This is a genomic window from Pseudomonas sp. P4_D7 (genome assembly GCF_056401755.1).
This window is the reverse complement of the sequence record NZ_JBFUIR010000013.1, coordinates 16,122-41,400: the sequence shown is the minus strand read 5'-3', so window position 1 is coordinate 41,400 and position 25,279 is coordinate 16,122. Positions and strand designations below refer to the sequence as shown.

At 58.6% G+C, this 25,279-nt stretch carries 20 protein-coding genes and 4 tRNA genes; 13 read left to right on the top strand and 11 right to left on the bottom strand.

Annotated elements, in window-relative coordinates; genetic code table 11:
- Positions 1-91 precede the first annotated feature (91 nt).
- Positions 92-1,966 (top strand): MFS transporter, encoded by a 1,875-nt coding sequence (locus tag AC1DVF_RS10935; RefSeq protein ID WP_477782454.1) that lies wholly within the window; start codon positions 92-94, stop codon positions 1,964-1,966.
- Between the two features lie 112 nt (positions 1,967-2,078).
- Here the strand turns inward: AC1DVF_RS10935 and sugE are convergent, their stop codons facing one another.
- The 3 genes from sugE to rdgC all read right to left on the bottom strand — a co-directional run bounded on the left by sugE (position 2,079) and on the right by rdgC (position 4,547).
- Positions 2,079-2,393 carry a quaternary ammonium compound efflux SMR transporter SugE gene (gene sugE / locus AC1DVF_RS10930; protein WP_003223093.1) on the bottom strand — a complete coding sequence of 105 codons (315 nt, stop codon included), beginning with the start codon at positions 2,391-2,393 and terminating at the stop codon, positions 2,079-2,081.
- Between the two features lie 119 nt (positions 2,394-2,512).
- On the bottom strand, positions 2,513-3,478 hold the full coding sequence (locus tag AC1DVF_RS10925; protein WP_477782453.1) for a bile acid:sodium symporter family protein: 966 nt from the start codon (positions 3,476-3,478) through the stop codon (positions 2,513-2,515).
- 148 nt (positions 3,479-3,626) lie between these two features.
- A complete protein-coding gene (gene rdgC / locus AC1DVF_RS10920; protein WP_064390914.1) occupies positions 3,627-4,547 on the bottom strand; it encodes a recombination-associated protein RdgC in 921 nt (306 codons plus the stop codon).
- Positions 4,548-4,706: 159 nt separating this feature from the next.
- Here rdgC and AC1DVF_RS10915 point away from each other — a divergent pair.
- The 4 genes from AC1DVF_RS10915 (at position 4,707) to AC1DVF_RS10900 (ending at position 5,241) form a co-directional block, all read left to right on the top strand.
- Positions 4,707-4,782 (top strand) — tRNA-Val (locus AC1DVF_RS10915).
- Positions 4,783-4,801: 19 nt separating this feature from the next.
- A tRNA-Asp gene (locus AC1DVF_RS10910) sits at positions 4,802-4,878 on the top strand.
- A 191-nt stretch (positions 4,879-5,069) separates the two neighbouring features.
- Positions 5,070-5,145 (top strand) — tRNA-Val (locus AC1DVF_RS10905).
- 19 nt (positions 5,146-5,164) lie between these two features.
- A tRNA-Asp gene (locus AC1DVF_RS10900) sits at positions 5,165-5,241 on the top strand.
- A gap of 114 nt (positions 5,242-5,355) precedes the next feature.
- On the opposite strand, the gene AC1DVF_RS10895 is transcribed toward AC1DVF_RS10900, so the two are convergent.
- Both AC1DVF_RS10895 and AC1DVF_RS10890 read right to left on the bottom strand, forming a co-directional pair.
- Complete coding sequence (locus tag AC1DVF_RS10895) at positions 5,356-6,522, bottom strand: catalase family protein (protein ID WP_460090233.1); 1,167 nt, start codon at positions 6,520-6,522, stop codon at positions 5,356-5,358.
- Positions 6,519-8,327, bottom strand: a complete 1,809-nt coding sequence (locus tag AC1DVF_RS10890; protein ID WP_477782452.1) for a di-heme-cytochrome C peroxidase — start codon at positions 8,325-8,327, stop codon at positions 6,519-6,521. The genes AC1DVF_RS10895 and AC1DVF_RS10890 overlap by 4 nt, the downstream gene beginning before the upstream one ends.
- A gap of 270 nt (positions 8,328-8,597) precedes the next feature.
- Here AC1DVF_RS10890 and AC1DVF_RS10885 point away from each other — a divergent pair, with 270 nt between their 5' ends.
- From AC1DVF_RS10885 to AC1DVF_RS10855, 7 genes are all read left to right on the top strand, one after another.
- Complete coding sequence (locus tag AC1DVF_RS10885) at positions 8,598-9,314, top strand: FKBP-type peptidyl-prolyl cis-trans isomerase (RefSeq protein WP_007919751.1); 717 nt, start codon at positions 8,598-8,600, stop codon at positions 9,312-9,314.
- A gap of 294 nt (positions 9,315-9,608) precedes the next feature.
- Positions 9,609-10,064: a YkvA family protein gene (locus AC1DVF_RS10880; protein ID WP_007919749.1), complete on the top strand. Its 456-nt coding sequence runs from the start codon at positions 9,609-9,611 to the stop codon at positions 10,062-10,064.
- 112 nt (positions 10,065-10,176) lie between these two features.
- Entirely contained in the window at positions 10,177-10,518 is a 342-nt protein-coding gene (locus AC1DVF_RS10875; protein WP_093440125.1) for a helix-turn-helix domain-containing protein, read from the top strand.
- The gene (locus AC1DVF_RS10870) at positions 10,515-10,886 is read left to right on the top strand and encodes a hypothetical protein (protein ID WP_003223109.1); all 372 of its coding nucleotides are present in this window, start codon (positions 10,515-10,517) and stop codon (positions 10,884-10,886) included. The genes AC1DVF_RS10875 and AC1DVF_RS10870 overlap by 4 nt, the downstream gene beginning before the upstream one ends.
- On the top strand, positions 10,887-11,294 hold the full coding sequence (locus AC1DVF_RS10865; protein WP_477782451.1) for an SEL1-like repeat protein: 408 nt from the start codon (positions 10,887-10,889) through the stop codon (positions 11,292-11,294). It abuts the gene before it with no gap.
- A gap of 241 nt (positions 11,295-11,535) precedes the next feature.
- A complete protein-coding gene (locus AC1DVF_RS10860) occupies positions 11,536-16,305 on the top strand; it encodes an RHS repeat-associated core domain-containing protein (protein ID WP_477782450.1) in 4,770 nt (1,589 codons plus the stop codon).
- Complete coding sequence (locus AC1DVF_RS10855; RefSeq protein ID WP_093441580.1) at positions 16,302-16,679, top strand: hypothetical protein; 378 nt, start codon at positions 16,302-16,304, stop codon at positions 16,677-16,679. The genes AC1DVF_RS10860 and AC1DVF_RS10855 overlap by 4 nt, the downstream gene beginning before the upstream one ends.
- Positions 16,680-16,722: 43 nt before the next feature.
- On the opposite strand, the gene AC1DVF_RS10850 is transcribed toward AC1DVF_RS10855, so the two are convergent.
- A complete protein-coding gene (locus tag AC1DVF_RS10850; protein WP_477782449.1) occupies positions 16,723-18,513 on the bottom strand; it encodes a bifunctional diguanylate cyclase/phosphodiesterase in 1,791 nt (596 codons plus the stop codon).
- A gap of 134 nt (positions 18,514-18,647) precedes the next feature.
- Positions 18,648-20,732: a carboxy terminal-processing peptidase gene (locus AC1DVF_RS10845; protein WP_175559678.1), complete on the bottom strand. Its 2,085-nt coding sequence runs from the start codon at positions 20,730-20,732 to the stop codon at positions 18,648-18,650.
- A gap of 138 nt (positions 20,733-20,870) precedes the next feature.
- Between AC1DVF_RS10845 and AC1DVF_RS10840 the strand changes: the two genes are divergently transcribed.
- The gene (locus AC1DVF_RS10840; RefSeq protein ID WP_477782448.1) at positions 20,871-21,833 is read left to right on the top strand and encodes a zinc-binding dehydrogenase; all 963 of its coding nucleotides are present in this window, start codon (positions 20,871-20,873) and stop codon (positions 21,831-21,833) included.
- A 145-nt stretch (positions 21,834-21,978) separates the two neighbouring features.
- On the opposite strand, the gene AC1DVF_RS10835 is transcribed toward AC1DVF_RS10840, so the two are convergent.
- Genes AC1DVF_RS10835 through AC1DVF_RS10820 form a run of 4 tightly spaced genes read right to left on the bottom strand, consistent with a single transcriptional unit; the run spans position 21,979 to position 25,276 of the window.
- Positions 21,979-22,632, bottom strand: coding sequence for an HAD family hydrolase (locus tag AC1DVF_RS10835; RefSeq protein ID WP_460098181.1), 654 nt, complete (start codon positions 22,630-22,632; stop codon positions 21,979-21,981).
- A gap of 34 nt (positions 22,633-22,666) precedes the next feature.
- The gene (locus tag AC1DVF_RS10830; RefSeq protein WP_099758418.1) at positions 22,667-23,656 is read right to left on the bottom strand and encodes an ABC transporter ATP-binding protein; all 990 of its coding nucleotides are present in this window, start codon (positions 23,654-23,656) and stop codon (positions 22,667-22,669) included.
- Positions 23,653-24,453 (bottom strand): ABC transporter permease, encoded by an 801-nt coding sequence (locus AC1DVF_RS10825; protein ID WP_007916333.1) that lies wholly within the window; start codon positions 24,451-24,453, stop codon positions 23,653-23,655. Before AC1DVF_RS10825 ends, AC1DVF_RS10830 begins: the two co-directional genes overlap by 4 nt.
- Positions 24,440-25,276 (bottom strand): ABC transporter permease, encoded by an 837-nt coding sequence (locus AC1DVF_RS10820; RefSeq protein WP_178087434.1) that lies wholly within the window; start codon positions 25,274-25,276, stop codon positions 24,440-24,442. The genes AC1DVF_RS10825 and AC1DVF_RS10820 overlap by 14 nt, the downstream gene beginning before the upstream one ends.
- Positions 25,277-25,279: the final 3 nt, after the last annotated feature.

Below are 25,279 nucleotides of genomic sequence, written 5' to 3'. Positions count from 1 at the left end.
GTTTAGGTAAGGTGTGGCCTGGATCGCTGTTCGAGAATCCAATAAGCAGTACCCAGGCCTCTCTACCTTAAACATCAGGGAAACACGGAAGATGAGTCACCCCTCACAGTTCAACCTGCTGCGCACCCGGCGCTTCCTGCCATTCTTCATCACGCAGTCGCTCGGCGCGTTCAACGACAACGTGTTCAAACAGTCGCTGATCCTCGCCATTCTCTATCGGCTGACCATCGAGGGTGACCGTTCGATCTGGGTCAACCTGTGTGCGTTGCTGTTTATCCTGCCGTTTTTCCTGTTCTCGGCACTGGCCGGGCAGTTCGGGGAAAAATTCGCCAAGGACGCGCTGATCCGTCTGATCAAGCTCGCGGAAATCGCGATCATGGCCGTAGGATCGGTCGGTTTTCTCTTCGATCACTTGTCGCTGATGCTGGTGGCGCTGTTCGCCATGGGTACCCATTCGGCGCTGTTCGGGCCGGTGAAGTATTCCATCCTGCCGCAGGCCTTGCGCGAGGATGAGCTGGTGGGCGGCAACGGCCTGGTGGAAATGGGCACGTTTCTGGCGATTCTCGCCGGGACGATTGGTGCCGGGGTCATCATGTCTTCTTCGCACTATGCACCGTTGGTGTCCTGCGCCATCGTCGGGATCGCCGTGCTGGGTTATCTGGCCAGTCGCAGCATTCCGCGCGCGGCGGCATCCTCCCCGGAGATGCGCCTGAACTGGAACATCTTCAGTCAATCCTGGGCCACGCTGAAACTCGGTCTGGGCCAGACGCCAGCAGTGTCGCGCTCGATTGTCGGCAATTCGTGGTTCTGGTTTGTCGGGGCGATTTACCTGACGCAGATTCCCGCCTACGCCAAGGAATGGATGCACGGCGATGAGACCGTGGTCACCCTGATTCTCACCGTGTTCTCGGTCGGGATTGCGCTGGGTTCGATGCTTTGCGAGAAGCTGTCCGGGCGCAAGGTCGAGATCGGTCTGGTGCCGTTCGGTTCGTTCGGTCTGACCGTATTCGGTTTGCTGCTGTGGTGGCATTCCGGCGGGATTCCCGACAGTGTCAGCGGCCACAGCTGGATTGAAGTGCTGGGCTTCGTGCACACCTGGGCGGTGTTGGTCGACATCCTCGGTCTCGGCATTTTCGGTGGTTTCTACATCGTGCCGCTGTATGCCTTGATCCAGTCGCGCACCGCCGAGAACGAGCGGGCAAGGGTGATTGCCGCCAACAACATTCTCAACGCACTGTTTATGGTGGTCTCGGCCATCGTCTCGATTGTGCTGCTGAGCGTGGTCAAACTGTCGATCCCGCAGTTGTTCCTGGTGGTGTCGCTGCTGAATATTGGCGTCAATGCCTACATCTTCAAAATCGTCCCCGAGTTCAGCATGCGCTTCATGATCTGGCTGCTCAGCCATTCCATGTACCGCGTCGAACATCGCAACCTTGAGGCGATTCCGGATGAAGGCGCGGCACTGCTGGTGTGCAACCACGTGTCGTTTGTCGATGCCTTGCTGATTGGTGGCGCAGTGCGTCGGCCGATTCGCTTTGTCATGTACTACAAGATCTACAACCTGCCGGTGCTGAACTTTATCTTCCGCACGGCGGGGGCGATTCCGATTGCCGGACGGAATGAAGACATCCAGATTTACGAAAAGGCCTTCACGCGAATTGCTCACTATTTGAAGGACGGTGAGCTGGTGTGCATTTTCCCGGAAGGCAAGCTGACGGCGGATGGCGAGATGAATGAGTTCCGGGGCGGTTTGACGCGGATTCTTGAAGAGACGCCGGTGCCGGTGATTCCGCTGGCGTTGCAAGGGCTGTGGGGGAGTTTCTTCAGCCGCGATCCGAACAAAGGGTTTTTTCACCGATTGTGGTCGCGGGTAACGTTGGTGGCAGGAGCGCCGGTGGGCGTTGATGCTGCTGAGCCGGCGAAGTTGCAGGGGTTGGTCGGGGAGTTGCGCGGGGCAGTCAGATAGCCGGCGATTTTAAGAGCCTCTTCGCGAGCAGGCTCGCACACATTCGATCGCGTTCCGTCAGAGGAATACGATCAACTGTGGGAGCGAGCCTGCTCGCGAAAGCGGTAGTGGCTTAAGCGCTGACCTTAAGCCCAATCAACCCGGTAATGATCAACGCCACACTGGCCAGCCGAATCAACGCCATCGACTCGCCAAACAGGATGATTCCGGCAATCACCGTGCCCACCGCACCGACGCCGGTCCAGATCGCATAGGCGGTGCCCAACGGCAATTCCTTCATCGCAAGACCGAGCAGGCCAAGGCTGATGGCCATGGCCGCAACGGTCAGAACGGTGGGGAGCGGGCGGGTGAAACCGTCGGTGTATTTCAGGCCGACGGCCCAGCCGACTTCAAACAGGCCGGCGAAAAACAGAATGATCCAGGACATGAAAGACCTCCATCGATAGACGGGGTCGTCCCCAGATTAATAACTCGATCGAGCCGCAGGGTCGTCCCCGCGTTGCGCAGTAGTGTGACGAGCATTAACCCGGGGATCAAGTTTGCGCCTCAGTCGGCCGCCTGTTGCGCCAGTGCCTCGCGATCTTCCTTTTCACTCATGCGCCGGAAGTACGTCGACAGCAGTGCCCCGGAAATATTGTGCCAAACGCTGAACAGCGCGCTCGGCACCGCCGCCAATGGCGAAAAATGCGCACTGGCCAGCGCGGCGCCCAATCCGGAATTCTGCATGCCGACTTCCAGCGCCAGCGATTTGCGCTGGGCCAACGGCAACTTGAACAAACGCCCAGTGAAATAGCCCAGCAGATAACCGAAGCTGTTGTGCAGCATCACCACGGCCATGATCAACAGGCCGGATTCGGCGATTTTCGCCTGACTGGCGGCCACCACGGCAGTGACAATGATCACGATGCTGATCACCGATACCAGCGGCAACACGTCCACTGCGTGGCGCACTCGGTCACCAAGCACACGCTGGGCAACCACGCCGAGAATGATCGGCAGCAGCACCACTTGCAGGATCGACCAGAACAGCTCCATGAACGATACCGGCAACCACGCCGAAGCCAGCAGCCAGATCAGTGCCGGGGTCAGCAGCGGGGCGAGGAGGGTGGTCACGGCAGCAATGGCCACCGACAATGCCAGATCACCTCGGGCCAGCCAGGTCATCACGTTGGACGAGGTGCCGCTCGGGCAGCAACCGACCAGAATCACCCCGACGGCGATTTCCGGCGGCAGGTGAAACACTTGGCAGAGCAACCACGCCACACCGGGCATGATCACGAAATGTGCAACCACGCCCAGCGCTACGCGCCATGGATGGCGGGCGACAGCAGCGAAGTCGTCGAGTTTGAGGGTCAGGCCCATGCCGAACATCACCAGCCCGAGCAGCGGCACGATCGCGCTTTTCAGGCCGAGGAACCACGCCGGTTGCAGGAACGCAATCACCGCGAAAAGCAGAACCCAGTAAGCGAAGGTATTGCCGACAAAGCGGCTGAGTGCAGCCAGTGCGCGCATGGCCTGTTCCTTATTATTAAATGAACACCACAAAACAAATGTAGGAGTGAGCCTGCTCGCGATAGCGGTCTTTCAATCAACACATTAGTTGAATGTCAGTCCCTCATCGCGAGCAGGCTCACTCCTACAGTTTTGACATCACAAGGCTTTAGATGCCTTGAGGAGTCTCTTCCCCACCCAACGCTTCAACCAGCGCTGGCAGGAAATCACCGAAGGTCAGCATCATCAGCGTGAAGCTGGCATCCAGCTGACCCAGTGCCTCGTCGCCACCGTCCTGCTCCGCCTGATCCTGCAACAGATCTTCGAACTTCAGACGTTTGACCGTCATCTTGTCGTCGAGCATGAACGACAGTTTGTCCTGCCAGGCCAACGACAATTGAGTGACGACTTTGCCAGTGCTCAGGTGCAGCTGGATTTCTTCGCTGGTCAGGTCCTGACGCTTGCAACGCACGATACCGCCATCTTCGTGGGTGTCGCGCAGTTCGCACTCGTCCAGTACATAGAAGTCATCAGCGGCTTTTTGCGTGGTGACCCAGTCAGTCATGACCGCAGTCGGTGCCATTTTCACGGTCAACGGACGGACGGGCAGGGTGCCGATCACTTCACGCAGGGTCGACAGCAGGTCTTCGGCACGTTTCGGGCTGGCCGAGTTGACCAGGATCAGGCCCTGTTTCGGCGCGATAGCGGCAAAGGTCGACGAGCGACGGATGAAGGCGCGCGGCAGGAACGCCTGGATGATTTCATCCTTGATCTGATCGCGTTCCTTCTTATAGACCTTGCGCATCTGTTCGGCTTCGATCTCTTCGACCTTTTCCTTGACCGCGTCGCGCACGACGCTGCCCGGCAGAATGCGTTCCTCTTTACGCGCGGAAATCAGCAGGAAGTCACCGCTGACGTGCACCAGTGGAGCATCTTCGCCTTTTCCGAACGGCGCGACGAAACCGTAGGTGGTCAACTCCTGGCTTGCACATGGACGCGCCAGTTTGGTGGCCAGTGCAGTTTCCAGCGCCTCGGCATCGACAGGCAGGTCTTGGGTCAGGCGATAGATAAGCAGGTTTTTGAACCACATGGGGTGAGTCTCTCCTTTATACAAAGGGGGGCATTATTGTCTTCGCCGTCCCATAGGCCAACCCTTCTCTAAGCCTTTGGAAGGCCTGAGAAAATTATTTAAAAAAGTGCTTGCCAGAGGTTGGGTCGCTCCGTAGAATGCGCGCCACACCGAAGCGAAGGGTGATTAGCTCAGCTGGGAGAGCGTCTGCCTTACAAGCAGAATGTCGGCGGTTCGATCCCGTCATCACCCACCATTCGTTTCAAGTGTTTAGCGCAGCGGTAGTTCAGTCGGTTAGAATACCGGCCTGTCACGCCGGGGGTCGCGGGTTCGAGTCCCGTCCGCTGCGCCATATTCGGTAACCTGGACCACTGAACGCCAGGTCACCACGGAAAAACCCGCCAAGGCGGGTTTTTTTCTGCTCCAAGGTTGTACCCGCGGGATGTGTCGTTTTACTGGTTTTCGGATTTATTTGAAAAAAACTTCAATTAAATCAACACTTTACGAAAACTTGTGGCATAATGCGTCCCGTAACGAAGCGAAGGGTGATTAGCTCAGCTGGGAGAGCGTCTGCCTTACAAGCAGAATGTCGGCGGTTCGATCCCGTCATCACCCACCATTCGTTTCAAGCGTTTCGCGCAGCGGTAGTTCAGTCGGTTAGAATACCGGCCTGTCACGCCGGGGGTCGCGGGTTCGAGTCCCGTCCGCTGCGCCATATTCGGAATCTGGAACACTGAACGCCAGATTCCACAGAAAGCCCGCCTAGTGCGGGCTTTTTGCTGTCCGGGATTTATTGATCCCATGTCCTCAAAGGTGCTTTGACACCGTTCTACTGCGCGGCATTCTGGCTGTGCCGATAGTCGCTCACCGCCTCATACACCGCTTTACGCAAGCGGTTGATCCCGCCAATCGGCCGATGCGCCTCAATCCCGAACCACGGATTGAACGAAAGATTGTCACACGCCAGATTCAGCGCCGGTGTATCGAAGTCCTGCGGTGGCAGAGTGATCCGCGCCACGGTTTCAAACGGCGATTCCTGCTCGCGCCATTCGATGCTGGTGTCTTCGATCGGCATGTACTTGTTGGCATCCTGACGCTGGATCTGCAGGACGAAACACGCCGGTATCCGGTCCGTCGACAGTTGCTGGTTTAAGGCGCTGCGCAGGAAATTCGGCAAATCATGATTCTGTTTTGGCAGTGTGTAGTCCGGGCAGTTGTCCGGGGCCGGCGCCACCCGAAACTTTGCATTGGCTTCACCAAATTTGTACGGCGATACCGAAAAATAAGTGGTCGCGGTCGGACTGTCCGGTGGCGGTGACAGGGTTGCCAGTGCAATAAACAAATGGCGGACCTGCCATGTACGCGGGTCCCATCCCGGAAAAAATGCCATGACCTTTTTGCCGTCAGCCTGCGCCGATACGTTCTGACGATACTCGGCGACGTCACTGACAAAAAAGTTCGGGTGGCTGAACATCACAAAATCCTGCTCGCGCTGCTCCTGGCGGTCACGCAGCAAGGATTTTCCCGGCACATCGAGCAGTTTGATCGCCATCCCCCGGGCGTCGCGCAGACTGTCGAACTGTGGATAGGCATTGCCATTGGACAGGCGAATCATCGCTTGCCAGGTTTTTCCGGGCTCACTGAACACGCCCTGTCGCAGCGGTTGCGCCAGTTCCGGCAGCACTTGCACCTGCGCCTTCACGCAGCCATGGGCCTTGGCATGGGCGTCGCGCAGATAACGGGTGCTTTCTCGGTGTTGATCGACGATGCGTACGGCGGTCTGGATCACGTCCTGGGTCATCGCCGCTTCGCCGCTGGGAATCTGCTCCTGCGCCGACACCGGGCCACGGTGTTGCCAGGCAAACCAGACCGTAGCGATGGCCCAGCCGAACAGGCCGATGACGAGCGCTATCAACAGAACCTTGCCCAGTACACGACCCAGCCACAACCAGATTCTGGCCAGCAGCGACTGTTCTTTCTTGAAGGTTGAGATCATGGCAGTTGCGCCTCCAGTGGGCCGCCGAGGACTTTCAGGTACTCAAGAAGTGCCCAGCGTTCTTCGGGCTGCAATAGCCGGCCAATAACGCCGTTGCCACGTTCGCCGGCACGGAATTCATGGCCGCTGTTGTGGTTGCCGGTGATGCGCGTGTCGAACAGGAAGCCATTGGTAAACGCTTCGGTGCGATACCCCAAATGTCGCGGATCGTATTCGAAGGTGCCTTTGAAAAAGGTCGTGACGCGTTCATCCTGCGGCGACAACAACTGATAAATACTCGGCACCGAGCCGTTGTGCAGAAACGGCGCGGTGGCCCAGACACCCGCCAGCGGGCGCGCCTTGTAGGCGAGTTTTTCGCGCACGCCGATGGGCAGGCCGAAGCCGTCCAGGCGTGGTTTTTCCTGCGGCGTGACGTTGGCTTCGCGATAGGCGCGGTCTTCGACGAAGGCGGTGACGTAAGCCAAGCCCTTGGCCACCGACATTTGGCTCAGGTCCAGTGGCGCCTTGGGTGTCGGATGCAGTTTGACGTCCATTTTTTCCAGCTCTTTCAGATCCCACTGCAGAGCGGTCAGGTCGAAACGGTGGCTGGCGATATTGTTGGCGGCGGTCGGGTCGGTGCCGATGACAGCGACCGGCAGCATGTGCAAAAGCTGCACCCAGCGCTCACCTTCCTGGGTCTGGCGCGGGACATGGCAACCGGCGCAATTCTCGGTAAACAGCGTGCGCCCCTTGGCTGCCAGGGGTTTGTCGATGGCGCCAAACAGATCCGCTGGCCAAGTGGGGGGCTTGAGCTTTTGCAGGGTTTCTTCGATTTTGTGCAGATCACGCACACGCACGCTGGAGGCATAGCGTGCTTCGCCTTGCAGTGGCTGGCCGTTGTCATCGAAAAAATTCAGGGTGGCGCCGACGCCCAACGCTTCACCGATATTGCGTGCCATCGGCTGCTGCGCCGAGCCGTTCCACTGCACCCAGTCGAATGACCACATATCCCAGAGCTGCGGATAATCCACCGGGGCATTGGCCACGCGGTAGTTGGCGGGGGAAATCGCATCGCCAAACGTCGCGTTGGCAATGCGTCCGAAGGCATCGGCGCGGCCGGGGCCTTCTTCGGTCGGGTAGAGGCCGCGATGGGTATCGTTCCAGGCGACTTTGAGGAATGTATTCAGTGAGGTTTTGAAGTCTTTGCGCAATTGCTCGTGACGCGCGTCGTATTCGTCGCCCAGCACGGTTCTGGCGAAACGTTCGAATTTCCATGGGTTGTAGTAAGTCGCGGTCAGACTTGCCACCAATGCCTGTCCGAAACTGCCGCCGCGCAAAGTAGGCACACTGGACGGCAGCACATGTTGCGCGGTACCCCCGTCAATTCGCACGGCCTGACCTTTGAAACGCAATTCGCCGGTGTGGCAAGCGGCGCAAGTGATGTCCAGATATTGTTCGGTGCTGCCGGGGTTCTGATGTCGGGCAAAACCGACGGGGAGGTTGCCGGGGTTGGTCGTCGTGGCTTTCTGCTGCGGGTCGATCAGAAAACCGAAACGCGCCAGGTAATCAGGCGAGGCGAAACGTTGCGCCGAGAAGGGCAGTTCCAGCGCCTGGAACCACTCATAGCGCAGGCCTTTGACCTGCGTACCCTGAGGCGTGAAATAGTAGGTTTGCCGGTCTTCGTCACTCCACTGATCGAGGTAATGCACCTGCTCGGCGGGGGTGTAGAAGGGCAGTTTCGGATTGGCGACGTAATACAGGACCACGGCGAGAACCAGTCCCAGCAGCACGACGATCAGGGTCAGCACACGGAATAAGAGGCGCAAGATAAACATCCTTGTCGATTTGTTCCGCTGTTATGCCTGAGCCTGGCCCTGTGCGGCAAGTGGCCATTACGCCAGATGATGCAAGAAGAAACGACGCCGATTGCCGGGACGAGATGACAGAAGCTTCATCGTCGCTTCGCGCCAATGCGTTTTAATCCCTGAACTTATCGGAAGATTCCTGCTCTCATGCCGGTAGCCATTGGTCGTGGCGGCCTGATAAGCTCGCGGCTTTACTCGATTGCCCTTTCGGCGCATGAACAAGGAAATAGCATGAAACAGCATCGGTTGGCGGCGGCGGTTGCCCTGGTTAGCCTGGTCCTCGCGGGTTGTGATTCGCAGACCAGCGTAGAGCTGAAAACCCCGGCGCAAAAAGCTTCCTACGGTATCGGCCTGAACATGGGCAAGAGCCTGGCTCAGGAAGGCATGGATGATCTGGACTCCAAAGCGGTAGCCCAGGGCATCGAAGATGCCGTCGGCAAGAAAGAACAGAAGCTGAAAGATGAAGAACTGGTCGAAGCCTTCGCCGCGCTGCAGAAGCGTGCTGAAGAGCGTATGGCCAAGATGAGCGAAGAGTCGGCAGCCGCCGGCAAGAAATTCCTCGAAGAAAATGGCAAGAAAGCTGGTGTGACAACCACCGCTTCCGGCCTGCAGTATGAAGTCGTCAAGAAAGCTGATGGCCCACAGCCTAAGCCGACTGACGTAGTGACCGTTCACTACACCGGCAAGCTGACCAACGGCACCGTCTTCGACAGCTCCGTCGAGCGCGGCAGCCCGATCGATCTGCCGGTGAGCGGCGTGATCCCGGGTTGGGTTGAAGGTCTGCAACTGATGCACGTTGGCGAGAAGTACAAACTGTACATCCCTAGCGATCTGGCTTACGGCGCACAGTCGCCAAGCCCGGCAATCCCGGCCAACTCGGTTCTGGTCTTCGACCTGGAACTGCTGGCCATCAAGGATCCAGCCAAAGAAGCCGCTGCTGCCAAGTAATCGGTAACGGGTCTGTCAACAACGCCTCGCTTATGCGGGGCGTTGTTGCATCTGGACCTTGGCAAGGGTAAACAGAGCGAACCGATGGCGGTCGGGAGAGTCATAGCCAATGAGACTGCCATCGCTAGCCGCCCTGAGCAGCCAAGTCAATGAAATATTGGGGTTTTTTATGTGAGTAAAAAACGCCCGATCTGAGCGCAGCCCTTATGAAACGGGGCTTTCAGCGCTGAAATGCAGCTCTGTTCACAAGGTTATCCACAATTTGTGTGGATAACATTTCAACGGGAGGAATAGATGAAAGCTCCGTGGAATTTCGCTCGATTCCTGCCCTTGGCCGGCCGTCTGCTGGCGCGTGGCCGTTTACCGACCTTACTGTTTGCGGTTGCCAGCAAAGGCGCCGCGCAAGGCAATCGTCTCGGTAAACTCAAGGACGATTTACGCTTGCTTCAGGCATTGTGCCTGGCCTACTGGCGCGGCGAGTACCGCGCTATCAGTGGCAAAGCCCTGGTGTCGGTGGTGGCGGGTTTGATGTACTTCCTCAGCCCGGTGGACGCGATTCCGGATTTCATTCCCGTGTTTGGCATGCTCGACGACATCGCCGTCCTCGCCTGGCTGATGAAAACCCTCGACGATGAACTCAATGCGTTTCGCCTGTGGCGCAACCGTCAGCAACCGGAAAAACTGGCAGTCGTCGAACGCCTGCCGGATACCCCCGAGCAACTGCAACTGCAGGGGCCGAAAAAAACCTGATTCTCAGCACCCACCTACAGATAGATACCCCCCGCGACCTTGGCCGCTGTTAGGATTACACTTCTAGGGAAAAGTGCCGACTCGCTAAGTGTTGTTGTCCTACGGGGTAGTCATGGATATTCAGATAATTGCACGCGATGGCGAACCCGAATACGCGGTTCTGCCGTGGGCTCAGTATCAGGCTCTACTAAAAGCAGCAGGCATCAACGAAACACCGTCGCGTCCGGCAGCCACGCCGCTCGCGGCCTCACCAGACGCGATTCTTCCAGGTCTGGATCAACTACGCAGTTTGCGCGAAGGGAAGGGCATCGCCATTGAGGCGCTGGCCCGCACGGTAGGCATCAGCCCGTCTTATCTGGCCATGATCGAAAGTGGCGAGCGTCAGCCCGACGCCGCGATTCGCCGCAGCCTGGCCTGGGAATTGACGGTGCCAGGGTGGAGGGATGAATCGTGAGCGTACGCATCAGCCGTCAACATTGGGACGGATTGCTCGGGGAACTTGATCAGGCGCGTCGCCAGCGCCATCTGCTGACTTATCGGGCCTTGCTCGAGCGGTTGCAATTGCCGACGCCGGCCATGCAAACCCTGACGGCCGCGCTTGAACATCTGGCCGCGCTGGATGCCAAGGCCGAACAACCGTTGCGCAGTTCGCTGGTGATCAGCCAGGGCGCGAGTCGCCTGCCGCGCACGGGTTTCTTTGAATGCGTTGAACGTCTGGGGCGTTTTTCCGGGCCATCCGACGGCGTTGCCGCGGCTTCCTGGCATGCCTCGGAAGTGGTCAGGGTCTTCGAGTACGAGTACCCGGAATCGGCAGAGGCCTGAGTGTTTTTACGACTCAAGGCGCGGGCCAGTTACTGGCTGGCGCGCAGGCTGTTTCACTGGTCGTGGTTTGTCCGCCAACCGCGAGGTTGGCGCTGGCTCGAAGGTCAGTTTGCGCGCATGGCTAACCTTGGCTATGTCGGTGCACAAAGCTTCTACGGGCACATCCTGACCTTTCGTGGTGTCGGCCTGGGTGCACGTGAAGAAGGAGTGCGCCTGTTGCGGCTGGCCGCGCTCGCGGGTGATGGCAAAGCGGCTTATCAGGTCGGCGTGATCAGTTTGGCCGGAACGCCGAGCAAACCGCCGGATCCTGCCGAAGCCGCACGCTGGTGGGGCATGGCGGCCAAAGCCGGGCACCCGTTGGCGGAGCTCAAATTGAAAGAGCTGAGTACTCGCGACTCAACACTGTAAATCCATTTATGTCTGCCCGAACAAACGCGGCGTGAGGTTTTCCTCACGCCGCGTTTGCGTTTTTGCGCGGTTGTTTATCTGTGAGTTGTTTTTTACAGACAAGTCCTACAGTCATCGCCTACTTGCCTGACTTCTTTCCCGATTGATCCCCCGCACAGTTCCCGCGCCTAATTTTTTTGCGCGAGGGAACGCCCATGTTTGATCCGCTTATCCAGCCCACTTCGCCCACCCGCGTGCGTTGATGGACGCCGTCACCCGCATCGAGCAAGCACTCGACAGCTTTCCCGACACCCTCAGCGTTTACCGCGAACAGCTCAAGCATTGGGCCAGTCGCGCGGCGGACGAGGTCAGCCACGCGGCGGATCTGCCGTCACTGGTGGGCATGGAGCGGATCATTCGCTTCGGCTCCGATAGCACTGCCGTCAGCAGCACCGACAACGCGTTTTTCTCCGGTGTCGTCCAGTGCCCGAAGAGTGGCCCGATGCTGATCGAAAGCAAATTCGAGTCGGTCTACGACATTCCGCTGGGCAATATCGTGGTCGATGTGATCGCCATGGACAGTGGCGAAACCACCCCCATCACCCTTGATGCGCAAGGCAAGGGCTCATTCAAAGGAATACCTGGCAAATTCTACCGGGTGCAGGTGCACAGCGCTGTCACTTCGGGTCAGGTCGAGGACCTGTTCAAAGCCTATGACGGCCTGACTGCTGAGCTGGATGGCTGGCTGCGCAGTGAATGGCAGGGTTTCAAGCCACAGTGGTCGCAGTCGGTGGCGACGGCGGCGGGCAACGGCATGCTGGCCGGGAGTTGGGCGGCGATCGAGGGCGTGTGGGACAGCATTGGCTTGCTCTCGGACATTCTCAAGGATCCCGGTCAGTTTGCTGAGCGCTTGGGCAGTGGTGCGGCGGATCTGATCGAGCTGGCGAAAACCGCGCCCGAGGTCATGGAGAAGCTGCAACTGCTGATCAGTGACGAGGCGGCGCTGTGTCTATTGCTGCGCACTGCCAGCCTTTGGCTGGAGATGCTGCCACCCAGTGAAATCGGCGGCAAAACTGCTGAAGCGGCGTCGATGATGATGGTGCAGTTGCTCATCGATGTGCTGATCAGCGTCGTCTTGACGTTCGTCAGTGGTGGCGCAGGCATCGCTTATCTGACGCTGCGTCTGGCGGACCGCGCCGTGCAATTGCTGTCGGCGGTAAAGCGTTTGGTGAAGGCGATGTTTGGCATCGTCGAAGGGTTCATCAAATACGTCGATCAATACAAAACCGTTGCCGCCCGTGGCATCGCCGCCGGGGTGAAAAAAGGCCGGATGCAATTGCGCTGGAATGCGCAGCGCAACACCTTGTTGAAGAAAGACGAGCATCACGACGACTCACCGGACCAGGCGAAAAACCCCAACGGCGACAGCGCCGATTGCGTGCCGCGCACCTGCACCAACGGTTGTCCGGTGTCGATGGTTACTGGCGAAGAACTGCTGACCCTGAACGATGCGCTGCTCGATGGCGTGTTGCCGTTTGAGTTCACGCGCTTGTATCGCTCCAGCGCCGCCGAAATCGATGTTGGGTTGGGCTTTGGCTGGAGTCATTCGCTGGCGCATCGGCTGGCGTTTGAAGGCGAATTTGTGGTCTGGGTCGACCACGAAAACCGCCGCACCCGTTTTCCGTTGCCGAGCGTTGAACGACCGGCAATTCACAACAGCCTGTCGCGGGCGGCGATTTTCCTTGGCGATGAACCGGAGGAACTGATCCTGGCGCTGGCCGGCGACACGGCGCGCTTTTATCACTTTCGTGCAGGACGGCTGACGGCGATCAGCGATGCCTATGGCAATCGTCTGACGGTGCAACGCGATCGCTCTGACCGGGTGCAGCGCCTGGACAATGGCGCCGGGCGCTCACTGCTGTTGCGCTATGAGCAGGCGCAGTTGCTGGGTGTTGATTATCAGGTGTTTCGCGAGGGTGCCTGGAGTACCGAACAGGCGCTGGTCAGTTACCGCTACGACGCGTACCGGCATCTGATCGAAGCGAGCAACGCCGTCGGTGAAAGCGAGCGTTACGACTACGACGACGCTCACGTGATCCTGCAGCGGCAACTGGCCGGCGGCGCGAGCTTCTTCTGGGAGTGGGAGCGGTCGGGCAAGGCTTCTCGCTGTGTCAGGCATTGGGCATCGTTCTCGCAGATGGACACGCGCTACGTCTGGAACGATGACGGCAGTGTCGCGGTGCATTACGTCGATGGCACCGAAGAGACCTACGTCCACGACGAGCGTGCGCGGCTGGTGCGTCAAGTCTCGGCGGATGGTGGCGAGCAGCTCAAGGCCTATGACGCCTCGGGGCGGCTGATCGCCGAGCAGGATGCGTTAGGCGCTGTCACCGAATACCGCTACGACGAAGTCGGACGGCTGATCGCGCTGATTCCACCGGATGAGGCGCCCACGTCCTACGAGTATCGCAACGGTTTCCTGTACCGGCGTTCACGCGGCGAGGCGGTGTGGATCTACCGGCGCAATGCCGAGGGCGATGTCACCGAAGCGGTCGACCCCGACGGTCAGGTCACCCATTACTACTACGACACCCGGGGGCAGTTGCTGTCGATCCGTTATCCGGACAGCAGCCGGCATCGTTTGGTCTGGAACAGCCTTGGCCAGTTGACCGAGGAAACCCTGCCCGAAGGTAGCGTGCGGCGCTTTTCCTACGATGCACTGGGGCGGCGGACCACGACTGCGGACGAACACGGTGCGGTCACCCGGCAACATTGGGATGCCGTTGGCCGACTGATTCAGACGACATTTCCTGGCGGCAGCACCCGCGCTTACAGCTACGGCGCCTACGGTCAGGTCACCGCCGAGCGCGATGAGCTCGGGCGCATCACCCGCTACGAATACGACGACGATCTGCACCTGGTTTCGCGGCGGATCAACCCCGACGGCACGCGGGTGCAATACCGCTATGACCATGCGCAACTGCTGCTCACCGAGATTGAAAACGAGTCCGGGGAAAAGTATCGGCTGGATTACACGCCGACCGGGCTGATTCGTCAGGAAAGCGGTTTTGATGGTCGGCGTGCCGCGTACGCCTATGACCTCAACGGGCATCTGCTGGAAAAGACCGAGTTCGGTGATGATGGCTCTTGTTTGCTCACCGCTTATGAGCGCGATGCTGCCGGGCGTCTGCTGGTCAAAACCCTGCCCGACGGCATCAAGATCACTTACCAATACGACCGCCTCGGTCGTTTGATTGGGGTCGATGACGGCCAGCAACATCCTTTGGCCTTCGAGTACGACCGTCAGGACCGGCTGATCACCGAGCATCAGGGCTGGGGCACCCTGCGTTACCGCTACGACGCCTGCGGCCAGCTCAAACGCATGCGTCTGCCGGACAACAGCGTGCTCGACTACCGCCACGCCAAGGGCGGCGCGCTGAACGGGATTGACCTCAACGGCACGCCGCTGACCCGCCATGTCTACCAGTCCGGTCGCGAACTGCAACGCCAACAAGGTCTGCTGCTCAGCGAATATTCCTACGACGATCARGGACGATTACTCGCCCACGCCGTAGGCCATCAGCGCGATGCGTTGTACCGCCGCGATTATGCCTACAGCGCCAACGGCAATCTCGCGCACATCGCCGACAGCCGCCACGGCCAGCGCACCTACGGCTACGACGCCCTCGACCGGCTGATCCGCGTACGACACTCGCGCGACGAACTGCCGGAATCCTTCGCCCACGACCCGGCCGGCAACCTGCTGATGCAGGACCGCCCCGGCCCCAGCCAGATCCAGGGCAATCGCTTGCTGATGCAAGGCGATCGTCATTACGACTACGACGCCTTCGGCAACCTGATCCGCGAACGTCGCGGCCGCGCGCAGACACTCGTCACTGAATACCGCTACGACTGCCAGCACCGCCTGATCGGCCTGACCCGCCCCGACGGCCAGACTGCCAGTTACCAATACGACGCCTTCGGCCGACGCATCTGCAAAACCGTCAACGGCGAGACCACCGAATTCTTCTGGCAAGGCGATCACCTCGTCGCCGAAAGCAGCGAACACGAATACCGCAGCTACGTCTACGAACCCGGCACCTTCCGCCCGCTGGCGCTGCTCGACGGCAAAGGCCCGAAAAAAGCCTGTCCCTTCTACTACCAACTCGACCACCTCGGCACCCCGCAGGAACTCACCGACTACAGCGGCGACATCGTTTGGTCCGCGCAATACGACGCCTACGGCAAAGTCGCCACGCTGACACTGGCCGGCGAGGACTACCTGAACCAGCCGCTGCGCTTTCAGGGGCAGTACTTCGACGGGGAAAGCGGGCTGCATTACAACCGGCATCGGTATTACGACCCCCGGCTGGGGCGGTATCTGACGCCGGATCCGATCAAGTTGGCGGGTGGGTTGAATCAGTACCAGTACGTGCCGAATCCGACGGGGTGGGTGGATCCGTTGGGGTTGACGTCGAACTGCCCGCCGCCGAATAAGCCGGGTTGCGAGGTGCCCGGCGGTATTGGTGGGGCTAAGGTTGACGAGGGTGAGCCCGCGCTACCGAAGATGACGGCGCAGGAGCGTAGAGCGAGGATTGATGACTTGGCGGAGGCAAATGCTTTTAGGCGTTTGGATGAAATGGAGAAAGCCACACCAGGCGCACACTTCGTAGAAAAACATGGCAAACAAACCACATTGGCCTCTCAGCAAGAACGTTCAGTGACGGGAAGAAATCCATCGACCGGAGTCATAGAGCTTTACACCAACGGAAGGCGAGCAGGGCAGCCAAAAATTCCCAGTGCAGCCACTCACTTTTTTAGTAATCGAGACCAACTGAACGCCATACATCGTGCCCAGCTTATTTTTAGGCGGAACGGACAAATCGCGTCGAAGGAGCCAATGAATATGGGCAAAATTGTAGGTGAAGGATACAAGAGGGGGGGAGTCATTTACGGACAGCAAACACATGCGGTAGTAATTCTTGATAGAGCCGGCAAGCCGATAACCTCTTATACGGATTTTATGGAATGAAACGTAAACCTGAGTATTTTGTTTTGCGTGGTCTGCTGTTTCTATTTGATATAGAAAATACTGACGACGACGCTCGTGAAAAAATCATTGTTTCAAAGAACGTGAATGATAAGAAGGAGCTTGCCGAGCTATTCGATATTCTTATGAAACCTGAGTTTCTCTCTTATAGCGTTGAAGAGCGCGAGTGGTGTGTTGAAACGTTGAAACACTATTTGGACGTCGATGATGACTTTGATGCGGTATTCACGAAAATCACCACCTATTTCGATGATGATGTAGAGGATCAACGGCAGTTTATGCAGGTTTTGTTGAGTTGTTTATTGAGGTATCAAATCGAAAATCTAAAGGTTGACCCAGTAAACAAATTTGATTGAGCTGCCTCTTCGCGCGGCCTGAGGGTTTGACAGCTTTCAGGAGTCAACATTGGCCAATTAGCTGCGATTGGCGCAGGTCGGGCGCGGCAAGACTGTCAATCACATGCACGCTGTACCCCGGAATATTCTTCGCATGATGCTTCGCCTGGGAAGCCATTTCCGCGAGTTGACTGGCATCGAGTTGTGCGCAGGCTTCGGGGTGTAGGTGCACCACACCGATGGATAGCGACAACAGCGGAAACTCCTGCCGCACCCCTTGGCGATTCGGTGCGATGAAGCAGCCAGCTTCAAGGTGTTCAGGGCGATAGAAGCGTCGGCACTGGCTCTGGAAGTCATCAAGCAGTTGATTGACACGTTTGCGCCAGTCTTCCGGGCCGAGGACGAGCAGGAAGTCGTCGCCGCCAATATGGCCCACGAAGTCGCGGCTCGGGTCGACGCGCTCGTTGAGGCATTGCGCCAGACACAGCAGGACTTCATCGCCGCGCCCGTAGCCATAAATGTCATTGAAGGGTTTGAAACTGTCGATGTCGACGTAGCAGATGACCGACTCGCGACCCTGCTGTAACAGGCGAGTCAGGCATTGTTGAATCGGCACATTACCCGGCAGCAAGGTTAGCGGGTTAGCGTAACGCGCCTGTTGGATCTTCAGTTCGGTGATCAGTTTGAGTACGTCGATCACCCGGCCAAGACCCAGGTAGCCGCCGTTAAGAGTAATGATGAAGTCTTCTTCGATGCGTTGCCGCGCGCGGCTAGTGATCAGGCGGCTGACCTGTTGCAGTGACTGGCTCATTTCCACGGCGAGGAAATCGTCGTTCATCAGGCGGCTGATCGGTTTACGCGCGAACAGGTCGGTGGCGAACGGTTTGAGCAGGGCATCCGACAACGAGTGGCGGTGGACGATGCCGCAGGGTTGGCCTTGTTCGTCGAGTACCGCCAGTGAGTTGAGGTTGGCCTGGCGGCGGAAGGCCTCCAGCACGTTGGCGGTGGGTGTGTCGCGGTGCACGGCCGGTTGGTCGTTGAGCAGGGCGCTGAGGTCGCTGCCTTCGTCGTTCAGCGCAACGCTGCTGCTGTCGTGTTTGGGCATCAAGGCGCGGGCGTCGCGGGGCGGATGTTCCTGAGGACGTCCGAGCAAGTAACCCTGCACCAGATCGACACCCATTTCCGTCAGCACCGCGAGCTCTTCCGGCAGCTCGATGCCTTCGGCGATGACTAGCGCGCGAGAGGCTTTGGCGATTTGCAGAATCGAGCCGACGAACTCACGCTTCAATGCGTCCTGATGAATGCCATCGATGAAGTGTCTATCGATCTTCACGTAGTCCGGGCGCAATTCCGACCACAGACGCAAGCTTGAATAGCCGGCACCGAGATCATCCAGTGCAATGGAAAAACCCATGGCTCGGTAGTGATGCAAGGCGGTTTGCAGCAACTGGAAATCGTCGATGGGCGTCTGTTCGGTCAGTTCGATGACCACCTGACTGGGCGGAATGCCGAAATCCTGCAGCAACTGCAATGTGCGCCCCGGTTGGTGGGCGGCTTCAAGCAAGGATTCCGGCGAGACGTTGAGGAACAGTTTGCCCGGCAGTTGTTGCTCGTTGAAGCGACGGCAAGCGCTTTGGCGGCAGGCGATTTCCAGCTCGCTCAAACGCCCGGCCTGACGGGCCACGGCGAACAGCGCGATCGGCGAGTGAAGAGGGCTGTTGGAAGGGCCGCGCGTGAGCGCTTCGTAGCCGAGAATGCGCCGTTCCGAGAGACAAATGATCGGTTGGAACAGGCTGTGTAAACCGCTTTGAGTCAGGATCGAGCTCAAGGCACTCAGCTGTTCGGTCGTGGTCATGGCAATCTCTGGCGATAAAAAAAGGACTGGGAGCGTTCTCGATGAAGAGAATGGCTCCCAGTCCTTTATTGCACGACAGAATGATGACTGTTTGATGACGATCCGGGGATCGTCAGCACTAAATTGCCATCACCTTACTTCTTGGCCACCTGATTGCTCAGCTTCAGGTAATCCAGCAGCACGCGCCCGGTTTCGCTCAGGTAGGCATCGTCTTCCGGTTTGACCTTGTCCGGGTCAGCGGCCGCAAGGGCGTCTTCGTCTTCCTTCTTCAACTCTTTGAGCGGCTCTTCGCCTTTGGCCTTGCGACGGATGTTTTCCATCGTCAGCTGTTTGGCGTCGATATCGGCGTGCTGGGCACGGCGCTCGGCTTCGTTGAGGCTGACGGTTTTTTCTTCCATCAGTTTCTGCGCCAGGGCGAGCTTGTCACGGATGAACACGAACTCGGCATCCTTGGCGGTGCGCGTGTCATGCTCGGACTTGAGCTGCGCCAGGAACGGCTTGAACGGATCGGCCGCCGGTTTGATCGCTGCGCGGATGGTGTCCCACGGCATGGCTTCCGGCAGTGCGCTCTCGCCGATTTCCTTGGTGTCGATCAGCGACGGGTAGTCGATGTCCGGCAACACGCCCTGATGCTGGGTGCTCTGACCGGAAACCCGGTAGAACTTGGCCAGAGTCAGCTTCAGTTCGCCATGGTTCAGCGGCTGAATGGTCTGCACGGTGCCTTTACCGAAGGTCTGGCCACCGATGATCAGCGCGCGGTGGTAGTCCTGCATGGCGCCGGCGAAGATCTCCGAAGCCGAGGCGGACAAGCGGTTGACCAGCAACGCCATTGGGCCTTTGTAGAACGCGCCCGGGTTTTCATCTTCGAGTACGTCGACACGGCCATCGGCATTACGCACGAGGACGGTCGGACCCTTGTCGATAAACAGACTGGTCAGCTCGGTGGCTTCCTGCAGGGAACCGCCGCCGTTGTTGCGCAGGTCGATGACCACGCCGTCGACTTTGTCTTTCTGCAGTTCGGTCAGCAGTTTCTTGACGTCGCGAGTGGTGCTCTTGTAGTCCGGATCACCAGCGCGGAACGCCTTGAAGTCGAGGTAGAAGGCTGGAATCTCGATCACGCCGAGTTTGTAGTCCTTGCCGTCCTGTTTCAGGTTGAGCACGGACTTCTTCACGGCCTGGTCTTCAAGCTTCACCGCTTCCCGGGTGATCGGCACGATCTTGGTGGTCTGGTCGTTCGGCGCATTGCTCGCCGGAATCACTTCCAGACGCACCACGGTGCCTTTCGGACCACGGATCAGTTTGACCACTTCGTCCAGACGCCAGCCGACCACGTCGACCATCTCTTTGTTGCCTTGGGCAACACCGATGATCTTGTCGGCCGGGGCAACCTGTTTGGTCTTGTCAGCCGGGCCTGCCGGCACCAGACGCACGACTTTCACCTGGTCGTTGTCGCTTTGCAACACGGCCCCGATGCCCTCGAGGGACAGGCTCATGTTGATGTCGAAGTTTTCCGCGTTATCCGGCGACAGATAGTTGGTGTGCGGATCGTACGACATGGCGAAGGTGTTGATGTACGCCTGGAAGATGTCTTCCGGACGGGTCTGGTCCAGGCGCGCCAACTGGTTCTTGTAGCGCTTGGTCAGGGTTTCCTGGATCTGCTTCGGCTCTTTGCCGGCGATCTTCATCCGCAGCACTTCGTCCTTGACGCGTTTGCGCCACAGGTCGTCGAGTTCAGCGGTGGATTTGAGCCAAGGTGCGTCCTTGCGATCGATCAGCAAGGTCTCCTTGGTGGTGAAGTCCATCTTGTCGACGCCTTTGTTCAGCTCGGCAAGGGCGAAGTCCAGACGCGCCTTGACGCGGTCCAGATAGCGCTTGTAGATGGTGAACCCGGCGTTGAGGTCGCCGCTTTTGAGGAAGTCGTCGAACTGGGTCTTCCACTTGTCGAATTCGGTGATGTCGCTGGCCATGAAGTAGCTGCGCGACGGATCCAGCAGCTTGAGGTAGCTGTCGTAGATGATCACCGAGCGCGCATCGTCGAGCGGCGGCTTGCTGTAGTGGTGACGCTTGAGCAACTCGACGACGTTCAGGCTGGCGATGACTTCATCGCGATCAGGCTGCAACTTGTCCCAGCTGTTGGCTGCGAATGTAGTGCCCGACACCGGCAACAAACCGATACCGATGAAAAGAGCGAGGGCGGTGCTGGGGAGCAAATGCTTCATGCTGATTCGACGCGGGGACAATTGATAACGCATATTAGGCCGTCTTTGAAGTCGCCGGTTCTACGAGAGCCGGTCGCATAATGCAAAAAGCCCGGCGCTACAGCTTCGGGCTCAGTCCAGACTCACTATGGAGGCACTGTGAAGGCATTGCAAGGCGTTGACGGTCAAGTGGCATGGGTTGAAGAGCCGAGTCCTACGTGCGATGTAGGACAAGTCCGCATCCGAGTGGCGGCAGCGGGCCTCAATCGCGCCGATTTATTACAGAAAGCAGGGCTTTATCCGCCCCCACCAGGTGCCAGCCAAGTGCTCGGTCTTGAGTGCTCCGGGGTGATCAGCGAGGTCGGCGCGGGGAGTGCGTGGCAGGTCGGTGATCGGGTTTGCGCCTTGTTGGCCGGGGGCGGGATGGCCGAAGAGGTGGTCGTCGACGGGCGGCACGTGCTGCCGGTTCCCGAAGGCGTCTCGCTGATCGAGGCCGCCGCATTGCCTGAGGTTTATGCAACAGTCTGGCTGAATGTGTTTCAACTTGCGGCGCTCAAACCAGGTGAGAAAGTTCTCCTGCATGCCGGCGCAAGTGGAATCGGTTCAGCCGCCATTCAGTTGTGCAAGGCGTTCGGCAATCTGTGCTGGGTCAGCGTCGGTTCGGCCGAGCGTCTGGCTTACTGCGAAGCACTCGGCGCGCAGGGCGGGGTGGTGCGCACCGATGATCTGGAGAGCCTGCGTGATTTCGGGCCGTTCAATGTGATTCTCGATCCGGTCGGCGGTAATTATTCGGCGCTGAACCTGAAGCTGATGGCGCTCGATGGGCGCTGGGTGTTGATCGGTTTGATGGGCGGCCGTGAGGCCAAACTGGATCTGGCGCAGGTCTTGGCCAAGCGTGTGCAACTGCTGGGCTCGACGTTGCGCAGTCGTGACGATCAGTTCAAGGCGGATCTGTTGAGTGATCTGGGTCAGCAGGTGTGGCCGTTGTTTGCGGAAGGGCGGTTGAGTCCGCAGTTGGCCAAGGCGTTTGCGGTGAWGGATGCCGAGGCGGCGTTTACGGAGCTGGCGAGCAACAAGGTGGCTGGCAAACTGGTGTTGGTGATTGACGAAAGTCTGAGCTGAGACCAAGGCAAAAAGCCCCTCACCCTAACCCTCTCCCAAAGGGAGAGGGGACTGACTGAGTTGTTCTGTCGAGGTACATCRACCTGACACATGGTGTCGAACTCGGGTTCGGAATGTCAGCCTGCAATTGCAGATTAAATCTTTGTCATTTCCAGAGGTGGATTGGCCAGTTGGCCTTTTCGGCGTGTTCCAGCAGCACTGGGTCCGGATTGACCACGTGTGGGAAATCCACCTTCAGCAACAGCGGCAGATCATTGCGCGAGTCGGAATAGAAACTCGCACCTTCCAGATTTTCTTCCTCGGCATCCAGCCATTCCAGCAAGCGTGTGATCTTGCCTTCGCGGTAGGTCAGGGTGCCGACGGTATGGCCGCTGTAAACGCCATGGGCGACTTCCAGTTCGATCCCCAGAATTTCATCGATGCCCAGTCGATCGGCAATCGGTTTGACCAGATGCGTGCCCGACGCCGAGATCACCAGAATCCGGTCGCCTGCCTTGCGGTGGGCGGCGATGGTCTTGGTCGCGTCGCTGAAGATGATCGGTTCGATAAAGTCTTCAACCCATGGCCCGACCAAGTGCTCGACTTCTTCCGGCGTGCGCCCGATGAGCGGTTCAAGGCTGAACTCCATGTACTCTTCCATGCGCAATTTGCCATGGCTGTAGGCGTCCATCAGCTCGTTGTTCTTGCGCATGAACGATTCGGGATCGACCCAGCCCAGGCGCCCCATCTGCTCGCTCCAGAGGGTGGCGCAGTCGCCGTGGATCAACGTTTCGTCCAGATCAAAAATTGCCAGGGCCATCAGTGCAGTTCTCTCTTCAACGTCAGCAAAGTCATCAGGCTACCTCACACAGGGCCGTTGGATCGATGGAAAGTGCCAGTCGCTGACCGTCGGGATGCAGATCGGCCGCCGAGCGGTTGAGCACATCCACCACCAGTTCGACACCGCGCGCTTCGATCCGGTAGCGGATGACATTGCCGAGCAGGCTGTGGCTGCGAATCTGCGCGTCGAGTTCGCCGTCAAGGCTCAGTTCGATGGCTTCCGGGCGAATGGCGATGCGGTGGTTGATCGGGCGCTGCAACAGCTTTGATGCATCGTCGGCATCAAGCAGGTTGTAGTTGCCGATGAAGCCGGCGGCGAACACATCGACCGGTGCGGTGTAGAGGGTTTCGGCATCGCCGCTCTGGACGATTTTTCCCTGATTCATCAGGAAAATCCGGTCAGACATGGTCAGCGCTTCTTCCTGATCATGGGTGACGAAAATCGTCGTCAGGCCGAGTTCGCGTTGAATCTGCCGGATCTGTTCACGCAAGTGTTTACGAATCCGCGCATCGAGCGCCGACAGCGGCTCGTCCAGCAGCAACAAACGCGGACGTGTGACTAGCGAGCGGGCGAGGGCCACGCGCTGGCATTGGCCACCGGACAGTTGATGCGGATAGCGGCTGGCGAAGTCGTTCAGTTCAACCAGTTTCAACACCTCGGAAACGCGTTTATGGCTGTCGTCGGCATTGACCTTTTGCATGCGCAAACCGAAGGCAACGTTCTGCTCGACGGTCATGTTGGGGAACAGCGCGTAGCTCTGGAACACCATGCCGATCCCGCGTTTCTGCGGACTCAACGGCACGATATCGACACCATCGAGCAGGATCTTGCCGCCATCGACTGGCGTCAGTCCGGCGATGCAACGTAGCAGGGTGGACTTGCCGCAACCGGACGGGCCGAGCAGGGTGACGAACTCGCCCTTGTTGATCTCGCAATTGATGTCGCTGAACACGGTCGTGCCAGCGTAGTTTTTCTGCAGGTGTTGGACGCTGACATAGCTCATTCGCTTTTGTCCTTGTTCAAGATGTTGGCGATCCAGGTCAGGACCAGCACGAAAAAGAAATACGAGATAACCAGCGCACTGGTGAAGTGGCCGCTGCTGTTGCGCATGTTGTTCAGGTACACCTGCAGGGTTTCGTAGCGCGTGCCGACCAGAATGTTGGCAAACACGAACTCACCGAACAGGAACGAGAACGACAGCAGCAACGCGACCATCAGGCCTTTGCGCAGGTTCGGCAGTACCACCAGAAACGCCGCTTGAAAGGTGCTGGCGCCGAGCAGTTGTGCGGCGTCCATCAGGTCGCGCAGGTTGATCGCTTGCAGGTTGTTGGTGATCGCCCGGTACATGAACGGCAGTGCCACGGTGAAGTAGCAGCCAATCAGGATCCACGGCGTGCCGACCATGGCCATCGGCCCGGAGCCGTAGAGTTGCAACAGTCCCACCGACGACACCACCGGCGGCACCGCGAAGGGCAGCAGGATGAGGATGTTCATCAGCGCATCGAGTTTCGGGAAGTGGTAATGCACCACGAACAGCAGCGGCAGGATCAGCACCACTGAAAGCACCAGTGCGCCGACGCAGACCAGCAACGATTGACCGAAGGCGTGAAGGAAGCGTGGATCGCTCCACAACTGGATGTACCACTTGAAGGTGAAACCGCTGGGCAGGATGGTCGCTGACCAACTGCTGGCGATCGAATAAACCAGCGTGCCCACGAGTGGCAGCAAGAGGATGGCGAACAACAGATAAACCACGACGCGGTGGTAGAGGCCGGCCGGGCCGGATTCAGCGCGAGACATGGTAGCTCCTCTTCAACAGCAGTTGATGCACGACAGTGACGATGGTCATCAGCGCCACCAGCACCACGGCCAGAGCGCTGGCCAGATTCGGGTCGAGGGAAATATCGCCGGAGACCATCGCTGCAATACGGATCGGCAGCACGTTGAAGTTGCCCGTCGTCAGCGCGTACACCGTAGCGTAGGCGCCTAGGGCGTTAGCCAGCAGGATCACGAACGTACCGAGCAACGCCGGGGTCAGCACGGGCAAACCGATGTGCCGCCAGAACTGCCAGCCGTTGGCGCCAAGCAGCGCAGCGGACTCGCGCCAGTCTTCACGCAAGGCGTCAAAGGCTGGGTAGAGCAGCAGCACGCCGAGGGGAATCTGGAAGTAGGTATAGAGGATGATCAGGCCGGTTTTCGAGTACAGGTTGAAGTCCTGAATGATCCCCGACTGCTTCAACATGATGGTGATGCTGCCGTTGAAACCGAGCAGGATGATGAACGCGAACGCCAAAGGCACACCGGCGAAGTTGCTGGTCATGTTGGCGAAGGCATTCACGAAGTTGCGCAATTTCGAATCGACCCGACGCAGGGAGTAGGCACCGAGAACGGCGATGACGATACCGAACACGCTCGACCAGAAACTGATTTCGAGGCTGTACTGGATCGCTTGCAAATAGAACTTCGAGCTGAAGATCTTGCTGAAGTTGGCCAAACCCCAGCCGAACTCTTCCGATTGCAAGCTGTTGATCATCACCCAGACCAGCGGGGCGATTTCAAAGACGATAAAGAACAGCGCGAAGGGCACCAGGCACAGCGCCGCCAGCCATTTGCCGCGAGTCATCGA

Excerpts from the sequence above, each read along its gene's own strand:
- AC1DVF_RS10935 (WP_477782454.1), top strand. The coding sequence starts at position 92 with ATGAGTCACCCCTCACAGTTCAACCTGCTGCGCACCCGGCGCTTCCTG.
- sugE (WP_003223093.1), bottom strand. The coding sequence starts at position 2,393 with ATGTCCTGGATCATTCTGTTTTTCGCCGGCCTGTTTGAAGTCGGCTGG.
- AC1DVF_RS10925 (WP_477782453.1), bottom strand. The coding sequence starts at position 3,478 with ATGCGCGCACTGGCTGCACTCAGCCGCTTTGTCGGCAATACCTTCGCT.
- rdgC (WP_064390914.1), bottom strand. The coding sequence starts at position 4,547 with ATGTGGTTCAAAAACCTGCTTATCTATCGCCTGACCCAAGACCTGCCT.
- AC1DVF_RS10895 (WP_460090233.1), bottom strand. The coding sequence starts at position 6,522 with ATGATCTCAACCTTCAAGAAAGAACAGTCGCTGCTGGCCAGAATCTGG.
- AC1DVF_RS10885 (WP_007919751.1), top strand. The coding sequence starts at position 8,598 with ATGAAACAGCATCGGTTGGCGGCGGCGGTTGCCCTGGTTAGCCTGGTC.
- AC1DVF_RS10880 (WP_007919749.1), top strand. The coding sequence starts at position 9,609 with ATGAAAGCTCCGTGGAATTTCGCTCGATTCCTGCCCTTGGCCGGCCGT.
- AC1DVF_RS10875 (WP_093440125.1), top strand. The coding sequence starts at position 10,177 with ATGGATATTCAGATAATTGCACGCGATGGCGAACCCGAATACGCGGTT.
- AC1DVF_RS10855 (WP_093441580.1), top strand. The coding sequence starts at position 16,302 with ATGAAACGTAAACCTGAGTATTTTGTTTTGCGTGGTCTGCTGTTTCTA.
- AC1DVF_RS10850 (WP_477782449.1), bottom strand. The coding sequence starts at position 18,513 with ATGACCACGACCGAACAGCTGAGTGCCTTGAGCTCGATCCTGACTCAA.
- AC1DVF_RS10845 (WP_175559678.1), bottom strand. The coding sequence starts at position 20,732 with ATGAAGCATTTGCTCCCCAGCACCGCCCTCGCTCTTTTCATCGGTATC.
- AC1DVF_RS10835 (WP_460098181.1), bottom strand. The coding sequence starts at position 22,632 with ATGGCCCTGGCAATTTTTGATCTGGACGAAACGTTGATCCACGGCGAC.
- AC1DVF_RS10830 (WP_099758418.1), bottom strand. The coding sequence starts at position 23,656 with ATGAGCTATGTCAGCGTCCAACACCTGCAGAAAAACTACGCTGGCACG.
- AC1DVF_RS10825 (WP_007916333.1), bottom strand. The coding sequence starts at position 24,453 with ATGTCTCGCGCTGAATCCGGCCCGGCCGGCCTCTACCACCGCGTCGTG.
- AC1DVF_RS10820 (WP_178087434.1), bottom strand. The coding sequence starts at position 25,276 with ATGACTCGCGGCAAATGGCTGGCGGCGCTGTGCCTGGTGCCCTTCGCG.